This is a genomic window from Bradyrhizobium sp. CCGB12 (assembly GCF_024199845.1).
Classification (GTDB): Bacteria; Pseudomonadota; Alphaproteobacteria; order Rhizobiales; family Xanthobacteraceae; genus Bradyrhizobium.
Window position 1 is genome coordinate 309064 of sequence record NZ_JANADO010000001.1, and the last position, 16664, is coordinate 325727.

The 16664-nt window shown below is 63.1% G+C and carries 17 protein-coding genes and 1 riboswitch; of the genes, 4 read left to right on the forward strand and 13 right to left on the reverse strand.

What is annotated here, in order from left to right:
* Window positions 1–118: 118 nt before the first annotated feature.
* Both NLM27_RS01470 and NLM27_RS01475 read right to left on the reverse strand, forming a co-directional pair.
* Entirely contained in the window at window positions 119–814 is a 696-nt protein-coding gene (locus NLM27_RS01470; protein ID WP_254141643.1) for a glutathione S-transferase family protein, read from the reverse strand.
* Between the two features lie 235 nt (window positions 815–1049).
* Window positions 1050–1697: a glutathione S-transferase family protein gene (locus NLM27_RS01475; RefSeq protein ID WP_254141644.1), complete on the reverse strand. Its 648-nt coding sequence runs from the start codon at window positions 1695–1697 to the stop codon at window positions 1050–1052.
* Between the two features lie 207 nt (window positions 1698–1904).
* Here NLM27_RS01475 and NLM27_RS01480 point away from each other — a divergent pair, with 207 nt between their 5' ends.
* Window positions 1905–2633: an SDR family oxidoreductase gene (locus NLM27_RS01480; protein ID WP_254141645.1), complete on the forward strand. Its 729-nt coding sequence runs from the start codon at window positions 1905–1907 to the stop codon at window positions 2631–2633.
* Window positions 2634–2730: 97 nt separating this feature from the next.
* On the opposite strand, the gene NLM27_RS01485 is transcribed toward NLM27_RS01480, so the two are convergent.
* From NLM27_RS01485 to NLM27_RS01520, 8 genes are all read right to left on the reverse strand, one after another.
* Window positions 2731–3264: a mismatch-specific DNA-glycosylase gene (locus NLM27_RS01485; RefSeq protein ID WP_254141646.1), complete on the reverse strand. Its 534-nt coding sequence runs from the start codon at window positions 3262–3264 to the stop codon at window positions 2731–2733.
* A 38-nt stretch (window positions 3265–3302) separates the two neighbouring features.
* Entirely contained in the window at window positions 3303–4997 is a 1695-nt protein-coding gene (locus tag NLM27_RS01490) for a cold shock domain-containing protein (RefSeq protein WP_254141647.1), read from the reverse strand.
* A 210-nt stretch (window positions 4998–5207) separates the two neighbouring features.
* Entirely contained in the window at window positions 5208–7106 is a 1899-nt protein-coding gene (gene thiC, locus NLM27_RS01495) for a phosphomethylpyrimidine synthase ThiC (protein ID WP_254141648.1), read from the reverse strand.
* Window positions 7107–7405: 299 nt separating this feature from the next.
* The gene (locus tag NLM27_RS01500) at window positions 7406–8011 is read right to left on the reverse strand and encodes a thiamine phosphate synthase (protein ID WP_254141649.1); all 606 of its coding nucleotides are present in this window, start codon (window positions 8009–8011) and stop codon (window positions 7406–7408) included.
* A complete protein-coding gene (locus tag NLM27_RS01505; RefSeq protein ID WP_254141650.1) occupies window positions 7998–8780 on the reverse strand; it encodes a thiazole synthase in 783 nt (260 codons plus the stop codon). Before NLM27_RS01505 ends, NLM27_RS01500 begins: the two co-directional genes overlap by 14 nt.
* Window positions 8781–8974: 194 nt before the next feature.
* The gene (thiS, locus tag NLM27_RS01510; RefSeq protein ID WP_254141651.1) at window positions 8975–9172 is read right to left on the reverse strand and encodes a sulfur carrier protein ThiS; all 198 of its coding nucleotides are present in this window, start codon (window positions 9170–9172) and stop codon (window positions 8975–8977) included.
* Window positions 9163–10185 (reverse strand): FAD-dependent oxidoreductase, encoded by a 1023-nt coding sequence (locus NLM27_RS01515; RefSeq protein ID WP_254141652.1) that lies wholly within the window; start codon window positions 10183–10185, stop codon window positions 9163–9165. The genes thiS and NLM27_RS01515 overlap by 10 nt, the downstream gene beginning before the upstream one ends.
* A riboswitch (TPP riboswitch) is annotated at window positions 10173–10301 on the reverse strand. Its footprint overlaps the gene before it by 13 nt.
* A 198-nt stretch (window positions 10302–10499) precedes the next feature.
* On the reverse strand, window positions 10500–11078 hold the full coding sequence (locus NLM27_RS01520; protein ID WP_254141653.1) for a lytic transglycosylase domain-containing protein: 579 nt from the start codon (window positions 11076–11078) through the stop codon (window positions 10500–10502).
* 243 nt (window positions 11079–11321) lie between these two features.
* Here NLM27_RS01520 and NLM27_RS01525 point away from each other — a divergent pair, with 243 nt between their 5' ends.
* On the forward strand, window positions 11322–11522 hold the full coding sequence (locus NLM27_RS01525) for a hypothetical protein (RefSeq protein ID WP_254141654.1): 201 nt from the start codon (window positions 11322–11324) through the stop codon (window positions 11520–11522).
* 6 nt (window positions 11523–11528) lie between these two features.
* Here the strand turns inward: NLM27_RS01525 and NLM27_RS01530 are convergent, their stop codons facing one another.
* Window positions 11529–12857, reverse strand: a complete 1329-nt coding sequence (locus NLM27_RS01530; RefSeq protein ID WP_254141655.1) for an ATP-binding protein — start codon at window positions 12855–12857, stop codon at window positions 11529–11531.
* Between the two features lie 13 nt (window positions 12858–12870).
* Window positions 12871–13611: a response regulator gene (locus tag NLM27_RS01535; RefSeq protein WP_254141656.1), complete on the reverse strand. Its 741-nt coding sequence runs from the start codon at window positions 13609–13611 to the stop codon at window positions 12871–12873.
* A gap of 180 nt (window positions 13612–13791) precedes the next feature.
* Between NLM27_RS01535 and NLM27_RS01540 the strand changes: the two genes are divergently transcribed.
* Both NLM27_RS01540 and NLM27_RS01545 read left to right on the forward strand, forming a co-directional pair.
* Complete coding sequence (locus tag NLM27_RS01540; RefSeq protein WP_254141657.1) at window positions 13792–14370, forward strand: hypothetical protein; 579 nt, start codon at window positions 13792–13794, stop codon at window positions 14368–14370.
* A 228-nt stretch (window positions 14371–14598) separates the two neighbouring features.
* A complete protein-coding gene (locus NLM27_RS01545; protein ID WP_254141658.1) occupies window positions 14599–15126 on the forward strand; it encodes a PRC-barrel domain-containing protein in 528 nt (175 codons plus the stop codon).
* A gap of 217 nt (window positions 15127–15343) precedes the next feature.
* On the opposite strand, the gene NLM27_RS01550 is transcribed toward NLM27_RS01545, so the two are convergent.
* Complete coding sequence (locus NLM27_RS01550) at window positions 15344–16555, reverse strand: ABC transporter substrate-binding protein (RefSeq protein WP_254141659.1); 1212 nt, start codon at window positions 16553–16555, stop codon at window positions 15344–15346.
* Window positions 16556–16664 lie beyond the last annotated feature (109 nt).

Sequence of the window (16664 nt, forward strand, 5' to 3'; positions counted from 1 at the left end):
AAAGCGGGATCTGAGCCGGTCACAAGCGCGGGCGCGCCACACGCGACGACGCAAGGCGCAACCCGCCACCTCGGGTGCCCCGCGGAAACCAAGTGGGTTTACCCCGCGCTAACCCACCCTATTTTCCGCCGACCGCCGCATGAATTCTCTCGCAATGCGCGACGAGATTGGCGTGCGCATCGACGAATGTCTTCAGCGGCGTCGGGATCGGAAAGTAATAGATGTTGGCGATGAAGCCGTAGATGCCGGCATCACAGCTGGTTGGCGCGGTGCCATGAACGAAACCCTTCGCGGGAACGATCTCGGCCAGCACCTGCAGATCGGCGAGTCCCCGCGCGTAAGCCTGCTCGGGCGTGTAGCGGCCGATGCCCTGGAAATGATAGCGCTGCGCGTTGTAGGCTTTCGCCTTCTCGAACCCTTCCGCATTGATCTGCGGGTGCTGCGCGATGAATCCATCGCGGAACGCCGGATAGAAGCGCTCGTCCTTCCAGCGTGAATACGACATCACCCAGTAGAGATCGTCCAGCATGCGCGTGATGAGGAGATTGGTCCGGCGCTGCTCCGCTGAGAGTGCCGCGTCAATGCCGAGGCGATATTTCGCGATTGCATGCGCGATGATGGTCTCGCTGTCGCCGATGGTCTCACCGTCGTCGACGACATAAGGCAGCTGCCCGCGCGGCGCGGCGGAGGCATCGAAGACGTGCTCATGCACGAACTCTACGCCGGCGAGCTTGAGGAAGGCGTAGACCTTGAGGCCGTAGCCGTTGTTGTCGGCGACGCCGAAAAGCTCGGGATAGGAGTAGAGGGTCAGCATGGGCGGGCTCCTCTGTTGGTGGAGCCAGCATGCAGGGGCGGCGCGGCGGGCGCAATGGGCAGGCAGAATCTACCGAAATCCACGCTGTCGTCCTGGCGAAAGCCAGGACCCATACCGCGGAATCTATCGATTGCGGACGGTCGCGGTCCCGGACCACGAATCTTCGCCAAACTTTGCGCTGGGGTAATGGGTCCTGGCTTCCGCCAGGACGACGGCCGAGGTTGTGGCGCAACTCCTACGGACGCGATGCCGCGTTGAACACCGCCAACTGCGCATCGAACGCCCGCCGGAATGCCGGCCGCGCTTCGCCGCGCGCGACATAGGCGGCGATATCAGGGTATTCGTCGAGCAGGCCAGACGTGTTCAGACGGCGCAGCACCGTCACCATCATGAGATCGCCGGCGCTGAACGCGCCGTCGAGCCAGGCGGCCTCACCGAGATGGCGGGACAGTTCGCCGAGCCTGGTACGGACACGATCCTGCAGCATCGGCAGCCGCTCCGCGTACCAGCTCTTGTCGCGCTCGAACAACATTGCCATCCCGAGCTCGACGATCGGCGGCTCAAGCGTGCTCAGCGCGGCGAACATCCACGCGATGGCGCGGCTCCTCGCGTTTGCTTCGGTTGGCAGCAGCCCGTTATGACGTTCGGCAATATGAAGCACGATCGCGCCGGACTCGAACAAAGCGAGATCGCCGTCCTCATACGTCGGGATCTGCCCGAACGGATGCAGCGCACGATGCGCGGGCGCCTTCATGTCCTCGAACGAGACCAGGCGAACGTCATAGGGCTGGCCGACCTCCTCGAACGCCCAGCGCACCCGCATGTCGCGCGCCTGCCCGCGCCCGCGGTCGGGGGAGTTTTCGAAGGCGGTGATGGTGGGCATGGGAAGTCTCCGGGGTGGTGGCGCTTCGTCTCCCGAGGACGAACAGCGGGGGTGGATTCCGACAACCTATCGCGTTTTCTGGCGCGCAGGATGGGGAGAGCAAAGCGAAATCCATTGCCGACGCGCGTTGACCGTTTTGCGACGTGATCCACTTCGCCAGGTCGCCTTGGATCGCTATACTGCCAATCTCAGCAGGATGGTGACCCCATGGCGCGAGAATTGGAAGGCAAGGTTGCTGCAGTCACCGGGGCCGCGTCCGGCATCGGATTGGCGAGTACCGAGGCTATGTTGGCCGCGGGCGCGCGCGTGGTGATGGTCGACCGCGACGCCGCTGCGCTGAAGGCGCTCTGCAACAAGCACGGCGACACCGTGATCCCGCTGGTCGTCGACCTGCTCGATGCAAAAGACTGCGCAACGCTGCTGCCGCGCGTTTTGGAGAAGGCCGGCCAACTCGACATCCTGCATGCAAACGCAGGCACGTATGTCGGCGGCGACCTGGTCGATGCCGACACCGTGGCGATCGACCGGATGCTGAACCTGAATGTCAACGTCGTGATGAAAAACGTGCACGACGTGCTGCCGCACATGATCGAACGCCGGACCGGCGACATCATCGTCACGAGTTCGCTGGCTGCGCATTTTCCGACGCCGTGGGAACCGGTTTATGCGTCGTCCAAATGGGCGATCAACTGCTTTGTCCAGACGGTGCGGCGTCAGGTCTTCAAGCATGGCATTCGCGTGGGCTCGATCTCGCCCGGCCCGGTCGTCACCGCGCTGCTCGCGGACTGGCCGCCCGAGAAGCTGAAGGAAGCGAGGGATTCGGGAAGCCTGCTGGAAGCCCGCGACGTGGCTGAGGTCGTGATGTTCATGTTGACGCGGCCGAGCGGCATGACAATTCGCGACGTCGTGATGCTGCCGACCAATTTCGATCTTTAGGGCGCATGTAGTTCGTAGGGTGGGGTAGCGCAGCGTAACCCACCACTTCTGGTTCCGCGGGGACGCACCTTGGTGGGTTACGCTGCGCTAACCCACCCTACGAAGTGATCCATTTCGCCAACTCCCGCCACGGCTCCAGCGTCCAATGCCCCGACGCCGCACCGGACGGCGAGGGCAGCACGAATATCTCCGGCAAGCTTCCATCACGCTGCTGCCGCCCCAGCGCAATCCCGCTCGACGGCCTCGCATAAAACAGGCTCGCTGCCTTCTTGCTCGTGAACGCAACCGTCCGCGGCCGGTACTTTTCGATCTTGGCCCTGAAGCCGGATACGTCGATCGCCTCCGCCGCGATCTGGTGATCCATCCCCGCTCCCGTCTTGCAGACATCGGTGAAGCCGATCCCAAGCGCGATCAACTCCGCAAACTCGCCCGGCTGATAGCGCCGCGGCGTGATCCCGGCCTCATGGATCGCGCGCCAGAAGCGGTTGCCGGGATGGGCGTAATAGTGCCCGAGCTCGGCCGAGAGCGTCGAGGCGGCGGTGCCGACGAAGACGAGACGGAGGTTGGGACGGAGCTGGTCGGGGAGGCGGTCAACGTTGATGTCTTGATCGCGCCTCTGCCCGAGTCGCATGCGCGATCATCCTGAATAGGCTCGCTCGACCTTATGCCTCAAATTATTTGAAGCGATTTCATGAGGCCGCGGTGTACAACGATCTTTTCTTTGAAATTGAACTCAGCTTCTGGTCTCACGTGTCGAAAAATGTGCACGCCCACCTTTGCAACATTTCCAATAATCGAGAAGTAAAAGAGGGTTTTTAAGATCATATCGACGTCTTTGATCTGAACTGCGCCTACTTGGGCGCGCTCTTCGTAAGCCTTTCGGAATTCGCTTATGCTCAGAATCCACTTTCGCGTCTCGGAGAAGATCGCCAAGACCTTGCCGATGTCAGGAATGATTCCGTGAATTTCGTCAATCAACTCTTTTCTCAAGTAGTTGGAATACAACTTGTCAGCATCCCTGATCGTCTCGATGGAAATTTCTCGGCGTGACCGTTTCAATTCGAGTGCCGCGCATTCTTGGAGATAATTGATATAGTCGCGCGGTCGACCTTGCGTACTCATCGTAATGTACTCAAACGAGCTTGTTGTCTTCTTTCCACCCGAAAAGGTTACAGCTTCACGACTGAAGAGAGAGTACCAAAGAATGTCAAAGTCTTCGTCGTTTTGTCCGACCACCTTGGCAAGTCGATGAGATAGAAGCCCCTTGATGCTCTCCGGCGTCCACTCTAGGTCAACCTCGAAATCACGCCACTTGTTCTTGTCTGGGTCCTGTAACAGATCGTAAATGTCGTCGCGCAAGAAAACTACCGGGTACAATTTATGTCCCTTGGTCGTTACAATCGATCGTACGTCTTGAACCGCTTTGAAGAGGCTGGTTAGGAGATCTAGATACTCACTCTTGTTGTAGGTCTCAAAGATGTTCTTGTAATCCTCGTCCAGTTCGTCAAACAAAACCAAGAAGGTCTGATTGGGCATGTGTTTGACTACGAATTGCTCCAGATTTTCTACCTTCTCTTGAATTGTTATTTTCTTTTTTTCCTTGAACCACTTCGAGATGTTGATGCCGGTCCCTAAGACGCTGATTCCGAAATCTCCGGCGATCCATTTTCCGACGATCGTTCCAAGATTATCGCTATCTGGATTTGGGAAGGCCTTCAAAATTGTGTCTCGAACCAGCGGATCGCACTTGGTGCTCTGCGCAATCAGCTTGCATACAGATGAGTATATGATGAGCTTCCAAATGGTGATGTATTGGTTTGGGCGCCGATAACTTTCGTTCTCCTGAGCGTAAAGCTCGTTGAACGGGAAGTTTTTGAAGGTAAGCTTTGAGACGAGCCGGTTGCTATCGGAGGTCTCGGCTAGGTATTGAACGAGCGCGGTCTTTCCCGTTCCTTTGCGGCCAATCACATATGATGCGTCACCGGTAGCGATGTCGTTGAGTTCGGGGATCGCAAAGAAATAGCGTTTGACATCATCTAACTTAGCCTCAAGTTTCCAGCGGGCAATGTCGCCGAGGCATTTTTCGCGTACTTCGTCGCTGAGGCCGAGGTTCGGCCCTAAATAAGGTCCGAATTTTCTTGGTGCTCGATTCGGCGTACCAGGCAGTGGCTCTACGCAAATTGCTTGCGGTCTTCCCCCCTTCTCGACCAGTTCAAATTGAACTCCGTCGCCCGTGCGAAGGGTGTCCCAAATGCCGCTGAACTGGCTTGAATGAAAAAAGTAGTCGCTTCCATCCGACTGGGAATGGATGAAGCCAAAGGTCTTTCCATGGGGAATGTTGCGAATTTTGCCGACGTATTTCATGATCCCGTCCGAGATTTGGGAGGGTTGTCTGATCTACACGTTACGATTGCATAATGCAGCCTAGATCCGCCTTCGGCAATAACTTCATGTAGTTATAGGGCTTCGATAATGTAAAACCACTCTAGTCGAGGAAGTTGCCTCCCTCGACTAAGGCGTTCGTCTTAGCCGGCTGCATCCACTAGGTCAGCGGCCCGAGCGTCAAGCCGCCCCCTACAACACCCGATTACTCTCCTTCACCTTCTCCGCATCGAGATACACGCTCGAGCCCATCTCCTTGAACTTCGCGCTCATCTTGGCCATGCCGTCTTCGGCGGTGCCGCTCATCGACATCCCCACTGAGTTCGGGTCGTTCAGCGTCGCCGCGTAGTCCCGCACGTCCTGCGTGATCTTCATCGAGCAGAACTTTGGTCCGCACATCGAGCAGAAATGCGCGACCTTGTGGGCTTCCTTCGGCAGGGTCTCGTCGTGGAAGTTCTTGGCGGTGTCGGGGTCGAGGCCGAGGTTGAACTGATCGCTCCAGCGGAAGTCGAAACGGGCGCGGGAGAGGGCGTCGTCGCGCAGTTGCGCGGCGGGGTGGCCCTTGGCGAGATCGGAGGCGTGGGCGGCGATCTTGTAGGTGATGACACCGGTCTTGACGTCGTTGCGATCGGGTAGCCCAAGATGCTCCTTCGGCGTGACGTAGCAGAGCATGGCGCAGCCGAACCAGCCGATCATGGCCGCGCCGATGCCCGACGTGATGTGGTCATAGCCCGGCGCGATGTCGGTGGTCAGCGGTCCAAGCGTGTAGAACGGCGCTTCGCCGCACTCCTTGAGCTGCTTGTCCATGTTGATCTTGATCTTGTGCATCGGCACGTGGCCGGGGCCCTCGATCATGACCTGGCAGCCCTTGTCCCACGCGATTTTTGTCAGTTCGCCAAGCGTTTCGAGTTCGGCAAATTGCGCGCGGTCGTTCGCGTCGGCGATCGAGCCCGGGCGCAGGCCGTCGCCGAGCGAGAACGAGACGTCATACTTGCGCATGAGGTCGCAGATCTCGTCGAAATGCGTATAGAGGAAGCTCTCCTTGTGATGCGCCAGGCACCACTTCGCCATGATCGAGCCGCCGCGCGACACGATGCCGGTGACGCGGCTGGCGGTGAGGTGGATGTAGGACAGGCGCACGCCGGCGTGGATGGTGAAATAGTCGACGCCCTGCTCGCACTGCTCGATCAAGGTGTCCTTGTAGAGCTCCCAGGTCAGCTTTACGGGATCGCCGTTGCACTTTTCCAGCGCCTGGTAGATCGGCACGGTGCCGATCGGCACCGGCGAGTTGCGCAAGATCCATTCGCGGGTGGTGTGGATGTTGCGGCCGGTCGAGAGGTCCATCACGGTGTCGGCGCCCCAGCGGATCGCCCACACCATCTTCTCGACCTCTTCCTCGACCGACGAGGTCACCGCCGAGTTGCCGATATTGGCGTTGATCTTGGTCAGGAAGTTGCGGCCGATGATCATCGGCTCGAGCTCGGAATGGTTGATGTTGGAGGGGATGATGGCGCGGCCGCGCGCGATCTCGTCGCGGACGAACTCCGGCGTGATGAAGGCGGGCACCGCGGCGCCGAAGCTCTCGCCGTCGGCGAGGGCGGCTTCGGCACGCTCGAGCTGCTGTTTACGGCCAAGGTTCTCGCGCGCGGCGACGTAGATCATCTCCTTGGTGATGATGCCGGCGCGAGCGAATTCGAGCTGGGTGATCTTGTGGCCGTCGAGGCCGCGCAGCGGCTTATGATAGGCCGAAAAGGCGCGCGCGGCCTTGTCGGTGGAGACGCTGCCATTGTCCTCCGGCTTGATCTGCCGGCCCTCATATTCCTCGACGCCGCCGCGCTCCAGCACCCATTGCTTGCGGTTGCGGGCAAGGCCGGCGTTGACGTCGATGGTGACGCCCGGGTCGGTGTAGGGGCCCGACGTGTCGTAAACCGGCAGGTTCGGCTCGCCCGCGCCCTCGGAGAGGATGATCTCGCGCAAGGGCACGCGCAGGTCGGGCGCGGCATCGGGCGATGCAAAGATCTTGCGCGAGGAGGGAAGGGGGCCGGTGGTGACGGCGGGGACGGTCTTGTCGGGGTTGGAGCGGATGTTCATGGGATCCTCCGGTTTAATTCGTGTACGCAGTGTTCGTTCTCGTCATCCTGAGGTGCGAGGCCTGCGGCGCGAAAGCGCCGCTGGGCGAGCCTCGAAGGATGAAAGAGCCGGGCCGTCGCCCTTCGAGGGCCGCTTGCGCGGCCACCTCAGGGTGACGGGATGAAGTTTGGGCGACGCTGGTGAGTTCTTGCTCCGTCATTGCGAGGAGCCCTTGCGACGAAGCAATCCAGACTGTCTCCGCGGAGGGATTCTGGATTGCTTCGCTTCGCTCGCAATGACGAGTGGAAAGAGCGTGCGCATCACGCGGTCTCCTTCAGGCCGAGCCATTGCCGCACGCGGGCATCGGGGTCGGCGTTCTGGGTGACGTCGGACACGACGGCAATCGAATCCGCGCCCGCCGCAAAGATCTCCGCGGCGTGCTCGAACTTGATGCCGCCGATCGCGACCAGCGGGATGTTGCCGATGCGCTTTTTCCATTCCGTGATCTTTGGAATGCCCTGCGGCTCGAACCGCATCGACTTCAAGGTGGTGAAGAAGATCGGGCCGAGCGCGACGTAATCCGGCTTGGCCGCGAGCGCGTTCTCAAGTTCGGCGTCGTCATGGGTGGAGATGCCGAGCGACAGACCGGCCTCGCGGATGGCGTCGAGGTCGGCGTCGGCGAGATCCTCCTGGCCGAGATGCAGATATTTCGCGCCGGCGACGACCGCCGCGCGCCAATAGTCGTTCACGACCAGCTTGGCCTGCGTGTCCTTGGTGATCGCCAGCGCGTCGGTGACGATCTGGAGCGCGTCGGCGTCGTTGAGCTCCTTCGCGCGCAGCTGGATGGTGCCGACGCCGAGTTTTGTCAGCCGCTCGACCCATTTGAGGCTGTCGACGACGGGATAGAAGCGATCAGGATACGGCATGCCAGAACGGGGTCCCAACGACAGGGGTGGAGGGGGAGGCGAAGTCGCGGGCGTTCATCAGCCCGGCCTCGTAGGCGGTGCGGCCGGCCTCGATGCCGAGGCGGAAGGCGTTGGCCATGGCGACGGGATCGGCGGCTTTCGCAATGGCGGTGTTGAGCAGCACGGCGTCATAGCCGAGCTCGAGCGCATGCGCGGCGTGCGAGGGCGCACCGATGCCGGCGTCGACCACCAGCGTGATGTCGGGCAGCCGGTCGCGCAACAATTTCAGCGCGTCGCGGTTGATGATGCCCTTGGCGCTGCCGATCGGCGCGGCCCACGGCATCACCACCTTGCAGCCGGCATCGACGAGACGGTTCGCGACCGAGAGGTCCTCGGTGCAATAGGGGAAGACCTCAAAGCCGTCCTTGATCAGGATGGCGGCGGCCTCGACCAGGCCCACGACATCGGGCTGGAGCGTGTCGTTGTCGGCGATCACCTCCAGCTTGATCCAGTTCGTGCCGAACAATTCGCGGGCGAGTTTTGCCGTCGTCACCGCCTCGCGCACGCTGCGGCAGCCGGCGGTGTTCGGCAGCACAGTGACGTCGAGCTCGCGGATCAGCTTCCAGAAGGCATCGCCCGTCTTGCCGCCGGCGGCCTCGCGCCGCAACGACACCGTGACGATGTTCGAGCCGGAGGCGCGGATCGCTTCCTGCATGATTGCAGGCGAAGGATAGAGCGCGCTGCCGATCAGGAGGCGCGAGGCGAAGGTCTTGCCGTAGAAGGTCACCATGATGGTGGTTCCTCGAATTCAGTGCGCCCCCTCGCCCCGCTTGCGGGGAGAGGGTTGGGGTGAGGGGGAGTCTCCGCGGGCACGGTGAGAGTTGGACTCGCGGAGAGTCCCCCTCACCCGGAATTTGCCTTGCAAATTCCGGCCTCTCCCCGCAGGCGGGGAGAGGCGAAGGAAAGCGATAGCTTCGTTCACCATCATCCTCCCTGCCGCGGTGTGATGATCTCGATCTCGTCGCCGGCTTTCAGCGCGGTCTCGGCCCAGCGGCTTTTCGGCACGACGTCGTAGTTCAGCGCGATGGCGAAATGCGTGCCCTCGTAGTCGAGCTCGGCCAGCAGCGCATCGACGCTGGCCGAGTTCACCTCGCGCTGCTCGCCGTTCACGATCACGCGCATTGCATCACCTCGTTGTCGATCTGGCCGCGCTGGACGTAGGCCAGCGTCAGCTCGGCGAGCGCGGGCGCGAGCAGGAAGCCGTGGCGGTAAAGCCCGTTGACGCTGATCTTGCCGCCGCGAATGCCGATGCGCGGCAGATTGTCGGGGAAGGCGGGACGCAGGCCCGAGCCGAATTCGACGATGCGCGCCTCGCCGAAAGCGGGGTGCACGGCGTAGGCGGCGCCCAGCAGCTCCAGCGCCGAGCGCACGCTGACGCCGGTGTCTTCCGCCTCGATCGAGGTGGCGCCCAGCATGAACAGGCCATCCTCGCGCGGGATCACGTAGAGCGGCCAGCGCGGATGGATCAGCCGCACCGGACGCGCAAGCTGCACCTCGGTAGTCTCGATCAGGATCATCTCGCCCTTGACGCCGCGCAGCTCAGGCTGCTCGTCGCGCGCGCCAAGGCCGCGGCAGTCGATCACGAGGCCGTCGAGATCCTTTGCGAGATCCTGGGCGCTGACGTCGCTTTCGAACTTGATGGTGCCGCCGGCGGCGCGGATGCGCTCGTGCAGTTTCGGCAGCACGCGGCGCGGCTCGACATGACCCTCGGTCGGGAAGAACAGCGCGTCGCGGAAGCGGCCCTCCAGCGACGGCTCCAGCGCGGCGAGGCCGGCGGCGTCGAGCCGCTCGTGACCCGCGGTCATCCTCGCAAAACGCTCGAAATCGTTGCGCTCGCGCGGATGGGCGACGACGAGCGAGCCGTTGAAGGGGGTGTCGGGCAGCTCGCGCCGCCAGATGTCGAGGGAGCGCAGGCCGAGCCTGGAGATGATGGGTTCGGCGACCTCCGCCTCGCACCAGGGCGCGAGCATGCCGCCGGCCCAGTGGCTGGTGGCATCGGTCATCGCAGCGTCACCGCGCTCGTGTAGCGTCACGGCATGGCCGGCCTGCGCAAACAACAGCGCTTGCCAGGCCCCTGCGATGCCTGCGCCGATGATGGATACCGGTGAATCCGGTCGCTTGGTCGTCTGCAACATCCCTGTCCCTTCGCCGGCATGACCCGGATCAGGTTCAAAGGGTCACCGCGGTCCTGGGCGTCATTGCCCATTTAGCGGTATCTCAGCTCCTCCTCGGAGCACCCCTCGGAACGGCTCTAATGTATGCCAGTGACGGACGGTGTCAACGCGTTTGGCCCGGAACCCCACCGCTCGTGCCCCGGACGCGATGCAGCGCTCCGCGTTTTGGCGGCGTGATGCGTCGCAGAGCCGGGGCCCATGCATATGTGGGATACTGGGTCCCGGTTCAGCACTGCGGCACTACGCGCCGCAGTGCGCCCGGGACACGAGAGTTGCTATTTAGGCGCCTGCGCCCGCGCGTTGCGGACGCGCTGGGCGAGCTTCCGATGCGGCGCTGTGCCGAACATCGGCTGGGGGTTGCCGTTCGGCTCGAGCCAGGGCTGCCCCAGATTTGGCTGGCCAAAATTGCTCTGGCCCATATTGGTCTCGCCCATATTGGCGACCTGCACGGCTTCCTGCCGCTGCCGCTTTGCAACGTAGTAATAGCCGCCCGCGAAATAACGCACAGCTCTCGCGTGGTCGCCATTGGCGGCGCGGTAGGCGCCGGCGAGGTATTTGACGGCATAGGTGAGGTTGGTGTTGGGATCGCGCAGGCCGGCGGCATCGCCGGTGTAGCCGACCCCGCGGGCGGTCGCGAGCTTGATCTGCATCAGCCCGATGGTGCCGCCGCGGCCGACGAGGCCCGGCTGATAGCGGCTCTCGCGCATGATGACGCGGTGTACCAGCGCTTCCGGCACGCCGTTGGCGCGTGCATGGGCTGCGACCATCTCGGCATATTCGGCTTCGCCGGCAAATGCGGCCTGCGGCAACGTCAGTGCGGCCGCGAGCAGCGCGGCAATGCTTAAAATCTTCATCGAAATATTCCTCGGCAGAACGGACCTGCACCCTTGTGCGTTAGGCCGTGGGAACACGGCGATGATGTGGCGAAAAGTCGCCGCCGGCGATTTTCGCCGCGCCGTCGCTGCAGCCGTCGCTTTTACGACGTAAACCTGAGTCAAGTTTTGAGCTGGCGGAGCGCTTTGACGCGACAGCAGGTTTGTCCATTCGCGCCTTCGCCCAAAAATCGCTCTTCGAGAACAGCAACTGGGAGGACGTCCATGACCCGAGCAGACATCGGCGACATCCCCAAGCAGAACCCCTGTGCACAATGTGGCACACCGATCCCGTTCCCGGACTGGATCGAACCGGGCGAAGGCCGCGTTTCCTATCTCTGGGCCTGCCACGCCTGCGGCTACCGCTTCGAGGCGGTGGCGATCTTCGATGAGCACGCGATCGAGCATCCGCCGCTCGCGGCCTGAAGTGCGCTAAGCCGCCAGCCTAGGCTCCTGCCATATCGGCAATTGCATCCGCACGATCAAGCCGTGCGGCTCGCGGTCGTGCAGCGACAGCTCGCCGCCATGGGCGAGGGCGATTGCGCGCGCGATCGACAGGCCGAGCCCGAAACCGGTGGACTCGTCCATGGTGCGCGCATCGTCGCCGCGCACGAACGGCTCCAGCATCTCCTGCTTGCGCGCATCCGAGATGCCGGGGCCGTCGTCTTCGACGTCGATGACGAGCGTGGTGCCGGAGACATCGAGGCGGATTGTCACCTCGGCGCCGAAGCGCACCGCGTTCTCGACGAGATTGGTGACGGCGCGATGCAGATCGTCGGGGCGCGCGGCGGCGGTCGCCGAAGCCGGCCCGTCGTAATGCACGATGTGGCCCATGTCGCCGAACTGATCGGCGATGAGCTGGAGCGTGCTGGCGATGTCGACCAGCGTCACCGCCTCGATCTTGCGGTCGTTGCGCAGCAGCGACAGCACGGATTCCAGCATCGAGCGCATCTGGTCGAGGTCGATCAGCATGCGCTTGCGGTTGCCTTCGTCCTCGATGAACTCGGCGCGCAGCCGCAAGCGCGTGATCGGCGTGCGCAGATCGTGGCTGATCGCGGCCAGCATCCGCGTGCGATCCGACATCAGCCGCGCGATCCGCTCATGCATGCGGTTGAGCGCGCGCGCCACTGAGCGCATCTCCTCCGGACCGCGCTCGGGCAGCGGCTCGGCCGTGCCGTCCAGGCTGAAATTCTCCGCGGCCTTGGCGAAGGACGACAGCGGTGCGGCCAGCGCATAGGCCGCCCACAGGCCCAGCATCGTGACGCTGATCAGCGCGAACAGCAGCGTGATCATCCACGGGCCGCCCCAGAACCTGGGCGGATGAGGCCCGTGCTCGACGCGGCCCGCGATCATGGTGCCGTCGGGCAATTCGACTGCGACCCGAGGCACGCCGTCCTGCGGCGCAAGCGCGACCACCTTGTACTGGTGGCCGAGATGCCGGCGCACATTGCGCACATGCTGGGCCTCGCCCTCGGTGCCGATGGTGGCCGCTCCCGGCGCGAGGACTTCGATCCCGGCCTTCGGAAATGCACGCGTAATATTGGCGAGAATGCGCGGCCGCTCGGCTGCATCCGCGCCGTTGAGCAGCAGGACCGCATCCGCCAATTGGTGCGCGCTGTCGGGCGGCGGCTCGGCGCGGTCCGGCCTGCTGATCAGGAAGCTCGCGGTCAGGATCAGATGCAGCGCGACGATCGAGGCCACCACCAGCGCGGCGATCTGCCCGCCGATGCTCTTGAGGTGGAAGAAGCGGAACGGCGTCATGACGGCCGTTCCCTCAGCTGCTCAGGGGTGCGGTCACCGCCTCGGTTCTCGGCGTGAACAGATAGCCGCCGGAGCGCACCGTCTTGATGATGGTGGGATCGGCCGGATTGGGCTCGATCTTGCGGCGGATGCGGCTGACCAGCACGTCGATGGAGCGCTCGAACGAGCCGGTGTTGCGCCCCTGCGTGAGGTCGAGCAGGCTGTCGCGCGACAGCACGCGGCCGGGCCGTTCGCAGAACGTCCTCAGCAGGTCGAACTCGGCGCTGGTCACCGCGACGCGCGCGCCTTCGGGATTGCGCAATTCGCGCAGGCGTAGGTCGATGCGCCAGCCCTCGAAGGCGAGCGTGGAGGCGCCTTCGATCGAGCTCGCGGCTTGCGCCGCAGCCTGACGGCGCAGCACCGCGTTGATGCGGGCGAGCAGCTCGCGCGGGTTGAACGGCTTCGGCAGATAGTCGTCCGCGCCCATCTCGAGGCCGACGATGCGGTCGACGTCCTCGCCGCGCGCGGTCAGCATGATGATCGGCGTCTGCGCCTCCGAACGCACCTTGCGGCAGAGGCTGAGGCCGTCCTCGCCCGGCAGCATGACGTCGAGGATGATCAGGTCGACGCGATGGTCGGCCATCGCGCGCGACATCTCGCGGCCGTCGCTCACGGCGGTGACGTTGCAGGCGTTGTTGCGCAGGTATTTCGCAATCAACGTCCGGGTTTCGCGGTCGTCCTCGACGACCAGGATGTTGGGATTGGGAATGGCCATGCGCTTTGTTTGTCCAAGATTCGGGCCAAATGGCGAAGATTTTTGTTGCAGAGTGTTTCCAGAGGCCATGCCGCAATGCCGGGACATGACCGGGCAGTGGAGCGGCAAGATCTCGTTAAGGCCGTTAACCATACCGTGCCGCCGTTCGCCACGAAACCCCGCAATATCCACGGAGCCATCATGACCTCGATTTCGGCGGCCTCCGCCGGCAGCTACCAGTCGCCGCTGCAGCGGCTGCAGCAGGAATTGCAATCGCAAGTCTCCGCCGGCACGATCTCGTCGTCGGACCAGTCCGCGCTCTCGACGGCGCTGACCGATATCGACACGGCGCTCCAGCAGAGCCGGTCCAGCGACCAGTCGAGCGGCACGCGTCCCTCCAAGGACGAGATGCAGTCGAAGATCGACGACCTCATCTCGAACGAGGTGTCGAACGGGACGCTGACGTCGGACCAGGCTGAGGAGCTGAAGAGCGTGTTTCAGTCCACCTTCGCGAACGGTCCCGGCGGAGCGGGTGGACCCGGTGGTGCAGGCGGACCGCCGCCCGGTCCGCCGCCGGACGACAGCAGCTCGGATTCGTCCTCCACGGACTCGACCAGCAGCTCGTCCAGTGACCAGACGACGGCCGAGATCCTCCAGCAATTCCTCCAGGCGCTCCAGCAGTCGCAATCGTCGGCGTCGTCCTACGGCGCCAATGGGGGCGCGACGGGCTCCTCGAGCGGCTCAGGCTTCTCCGCGCTGCTGATCGACTACAAGAGCTGACCTGAGTGACCCAGGTCGGCGCGTTTCCTCGCCGCGGTCTGCTTCACCCAGGGAGCACGATCGTCGGCGAGGAACCGTGCGCCGCAAAATGTTCCTGAGTGACGCAGGAACTAGCCTTGCGAGATTTTCGCACTCGCGTATCGCGCGACGAAATTGCCGCGCACAAGGAACTGCGCGTGATCAGCGCTGTTTTCTCCGCATGAGGTTTCGTGAAGAGGAGAGGACAACATGCTGACGAAATCGATCGCCGCCGGCCTCGCCGGCGCCGCCCTGCTTGCAACCGCCGCGTTTGCGCAAAATCCGACCGTCACCACCGACAAGGCGCCGACCGCGGCCACCGCCACGACGACAACCGCGTCCGGCCAGTGGCGTACGTCCAAGATGGACGGCCTGAAGGTGTACAACGAGGCCAACGAGAACATCGGCACGATCAATGACCTGCTGATGGACAAGAGCGGCGACATCAAGATTGCCGTGATCGGCGTCGGCGGCTTCCTCGGCATGGGCGAGCATCTCGTCGCCGTGCCCTATGAGAAGTTGAAGTTCGTCAACGAGGCCGTCGCCTACACCGGCACCGGCACGAATCCGGGCGCCAAGCCCGCCGCGACCACCACCACGGGCGCTGCGACCGGCACCGACAACAAGCCCGCTGCGACCACGACGTCGTCAACGTCCAAATGGTATCCGGACCACGCCGTGTTCAACGCCAGCAAGGACGAGCTGAAGAACATGCCGCAGTTCAAGTACTCGGAGTAATGGGCTTCTAAACGATTGAACGAAGCGCGCCTGGTTTTCGCCGGGCGCGCTGTCGTGTCCTTTCCAACCTCGCCCCGCTTGCGGGGAGAGGTCGGATTGCATCGAAGATGCAATCCGGGTGAGGGGGGACTCTCCACGAATCCAACTGGCGCCGTCCCTGTGGAGACTCCTTCTCACCCCAACCCTCTCCCCGCAAGCGGGGAGAGGGAGAAGACTCTCAGTGCGTCACCAGCGGGCAGCCGCCCTTGTCGAGCGGACGGAACGCCTCGTCGCCGGGCACGGTGGCGATCAGCTTGTAGAGGTCCCACTCGCCCTTGGATTCCTCGGGCTTCTTGACCTCGAACAGATACATGTCGTGGACCATGCGGCCGTCGATGCGAATCTTGCCGTTCTTCGCAAAGAAGTCGTTGACCGGCGTCGCACGCATCTGCGCCATCACCTTCGGCGCCTCGTCGGTCTTGATGGCCTCGATCGCCTTCAGATAGTGCATGGTCGCCGAATAAAGGCCGGCCTGGATCATGGTCGGCATGTGCCCAACCTTCTCGTTGAAGCGCTTCGAGAAGGCGCGCGTTTCATCGTTCATGTCCCAGTAGAAGGCGTCGGTGACGATCAGGCCTTGCGTCGCCTTGATGCCGAGTGAATGCGTGTCGGTGATCTCTTGGAGCAGCGCGATCATCTTCTGGCCGCCCTGGGTCAGGCCGAACTCGGAAGCCTGCTTCAGCGCGTTGGTGGTGTCGCCGCCGGCATTCGCCAGCGCGACCACCTTGGCCTTGGAGGCCTGGGCCTGGAGAAGGAAAGAGGAGAAGTCCGACGAGTTGAGCGGGTGGCGGACGTCGCCGAGCACCTTGCCGCCGCTCTCCTTGACCACGTTGGCGGCGTCGCGTTCGAGCGCCATGCCGAAGGCGTAGTCGGCGGTGACGAAGAACCAGGAGTCCTCGCCGCGCTTGACCATCGCCTTGCCGGCGACGTTCGACAGCGCATAGGTGTCGTAGGTCCAGTGCACCGTGTTGGGCGAGCAGGCGACGCCGGTGATGTCGGACGAGCCGCCGCCGGAATTGATGTTGATCTTGTTCTTCTCGCGCGTCAGCGCCGAGATCGGCAGCGCCACCGAGGATGTCGGCACGTCGAAGATCGCGTCGACCTTGTCGTTGTCGTACCAGTTGCGGGCGATGTTGACGCCGACGTCGGGCTTGTTCTGGTGATCGGCCGCGACGACCTGCACGGGCTTGCCCGCAACCTTGGCGCCGTAATCGGCGACCGCCATCTCGACGGCGGCGAGCGAGCCCTTGCCAGTCGCATCCGCATAGAGGCTCGACATGTCCGTGAGCACGCCGATCTTGACGACATCGTCGGAAATCTGCGCCTGCGCGGCGCCGGATGTTGCGGCCAGAGCGAGGCCGGCTGCGACGGCCGCGATGAGTTTTTGCATGCTGTTTCTCCCTGTGTGTTTTTGTTCGGGCGTTGTTGCAGGGACGTTTTAGCGACAATCGGTCGCGGGAGCAAAGCCAGGGATGCGTGAGGAGGGTTGAGCAATAAGT

Coding starts and splice junctions, on each gene's coding strand:
- NLM27_RS01505 (WP_254141650.1), bottom strand. CDS start 8,780: ATGGTGACCTTCTACGGCAAGACCTTCGCCTCGCGCCTCCTGATCGGC.
- NLM27_RS01525 (WP_254141654.1), top strand. CDS start 11,322: ATGACCCGAGCAGACATCGGCGACATCCCCAAGCAGAACCCCTGTGCA.
- NLM27_RS01540 (WP_254141657.1), top strand. CDS start 13,792: ATGACCTCGATTTCGGCGGCCTCCGCCGGCAGCTACCAGTCGCCGCTG.
- NLM27_RS01470 (WP_254141643.1), bottom strand. CDS start 814: ATGCTGACCCTCTACTCCTATCCCGAGCTTTTCGGCGTCGCCGACAAC.
- NLM27_RS01475 (WP_254141644.1), bottom strand. CDS start 1,697: ATGCCCACCATCACCGCCTTCGAAAACTCCCCCGACCGCGGGCGCGGG.
- NLM27_RS01515 (WP_254141652.1), bottom strand. CDS start 10,185: ATGTTGCAGACGACCAAGCGACCGGATTCACCGGTATCCATCATCGGC.
- thiC (WP_254141648.1), bottom strand. CDS start 7,106: ATGAACATCCGCTCCAACCCCGACAAGACCGTCCCCGCCGTCACCACC.
- NLM27_RS01535 (WP_254141656.1), bottom strand. CDS start 13,611: ATGGCCATTCCCAATCCCAACATCCTGGTCGTCGAGGACGACCGCGAA.
- NLM27_RS01500 (WP_254141649.1), bottom strand. CDS start 8,011: ATGCCGTATCCTGATCGCTTCTATCCCGTCGTCGACAGCCTCAAATGG.
- NLM27_RS01480 (WP_254141645.1), top strand. CDS start 1,905: ATGGCGCGAGAATTGGAAGGCAAGGTTGCTGCAGTCACCGGGGCCGCG.
- NLM27_RS01485 (WP_254141646.1), bottom strand. CDS start 3,264: ATGCGACTCGGGCAGAGGCGCGATCAAGACATCAACGTTGACCGCCTC.
- NLM27_RS01545 (WP_254141658.1), top strand. CDS start 14,599: ATGCTGACGAAATCGATCGCCGCCGGCCTCGCCGGCGCCGCCCTGCTT.
- NLM27_RS01520 (WP_254141653.1), bottom strand. CDS start 11,078: ATGAAGATTTTAAGCATTGCCGCGCTGCTCGCGGCCGCACTGACGTTG.
- NLM27_RS01550 (WP_254141659.1), bottom strand. CDS start 16,555: ATGCAAAAACTCATCGCGGCCGTCGCAGCCGGCCTCGCTCTGGCCGCA.
- NLM27_RS01490 (WP_254141647.1), bottom strand. CDS start 4,997: ATGAAATACGTCGGCAAAATTCGCAACATTCCCCATGGAAAGACCTTT.
- thiS (WP_254141651.1), bottom strand. CDS start 9,172: ATGCGCGTGATCGTGAACGGCGAGCAGCGCGAGGTGAACTCGGCCAGC.
- NLM27_RS01530 (WP_254141655.1), bottom strand. CDS start 12,857: ATGACGCCGTTCCGCTTCTTCCACCTCAAGAGCATCGGCGGGCAGATC.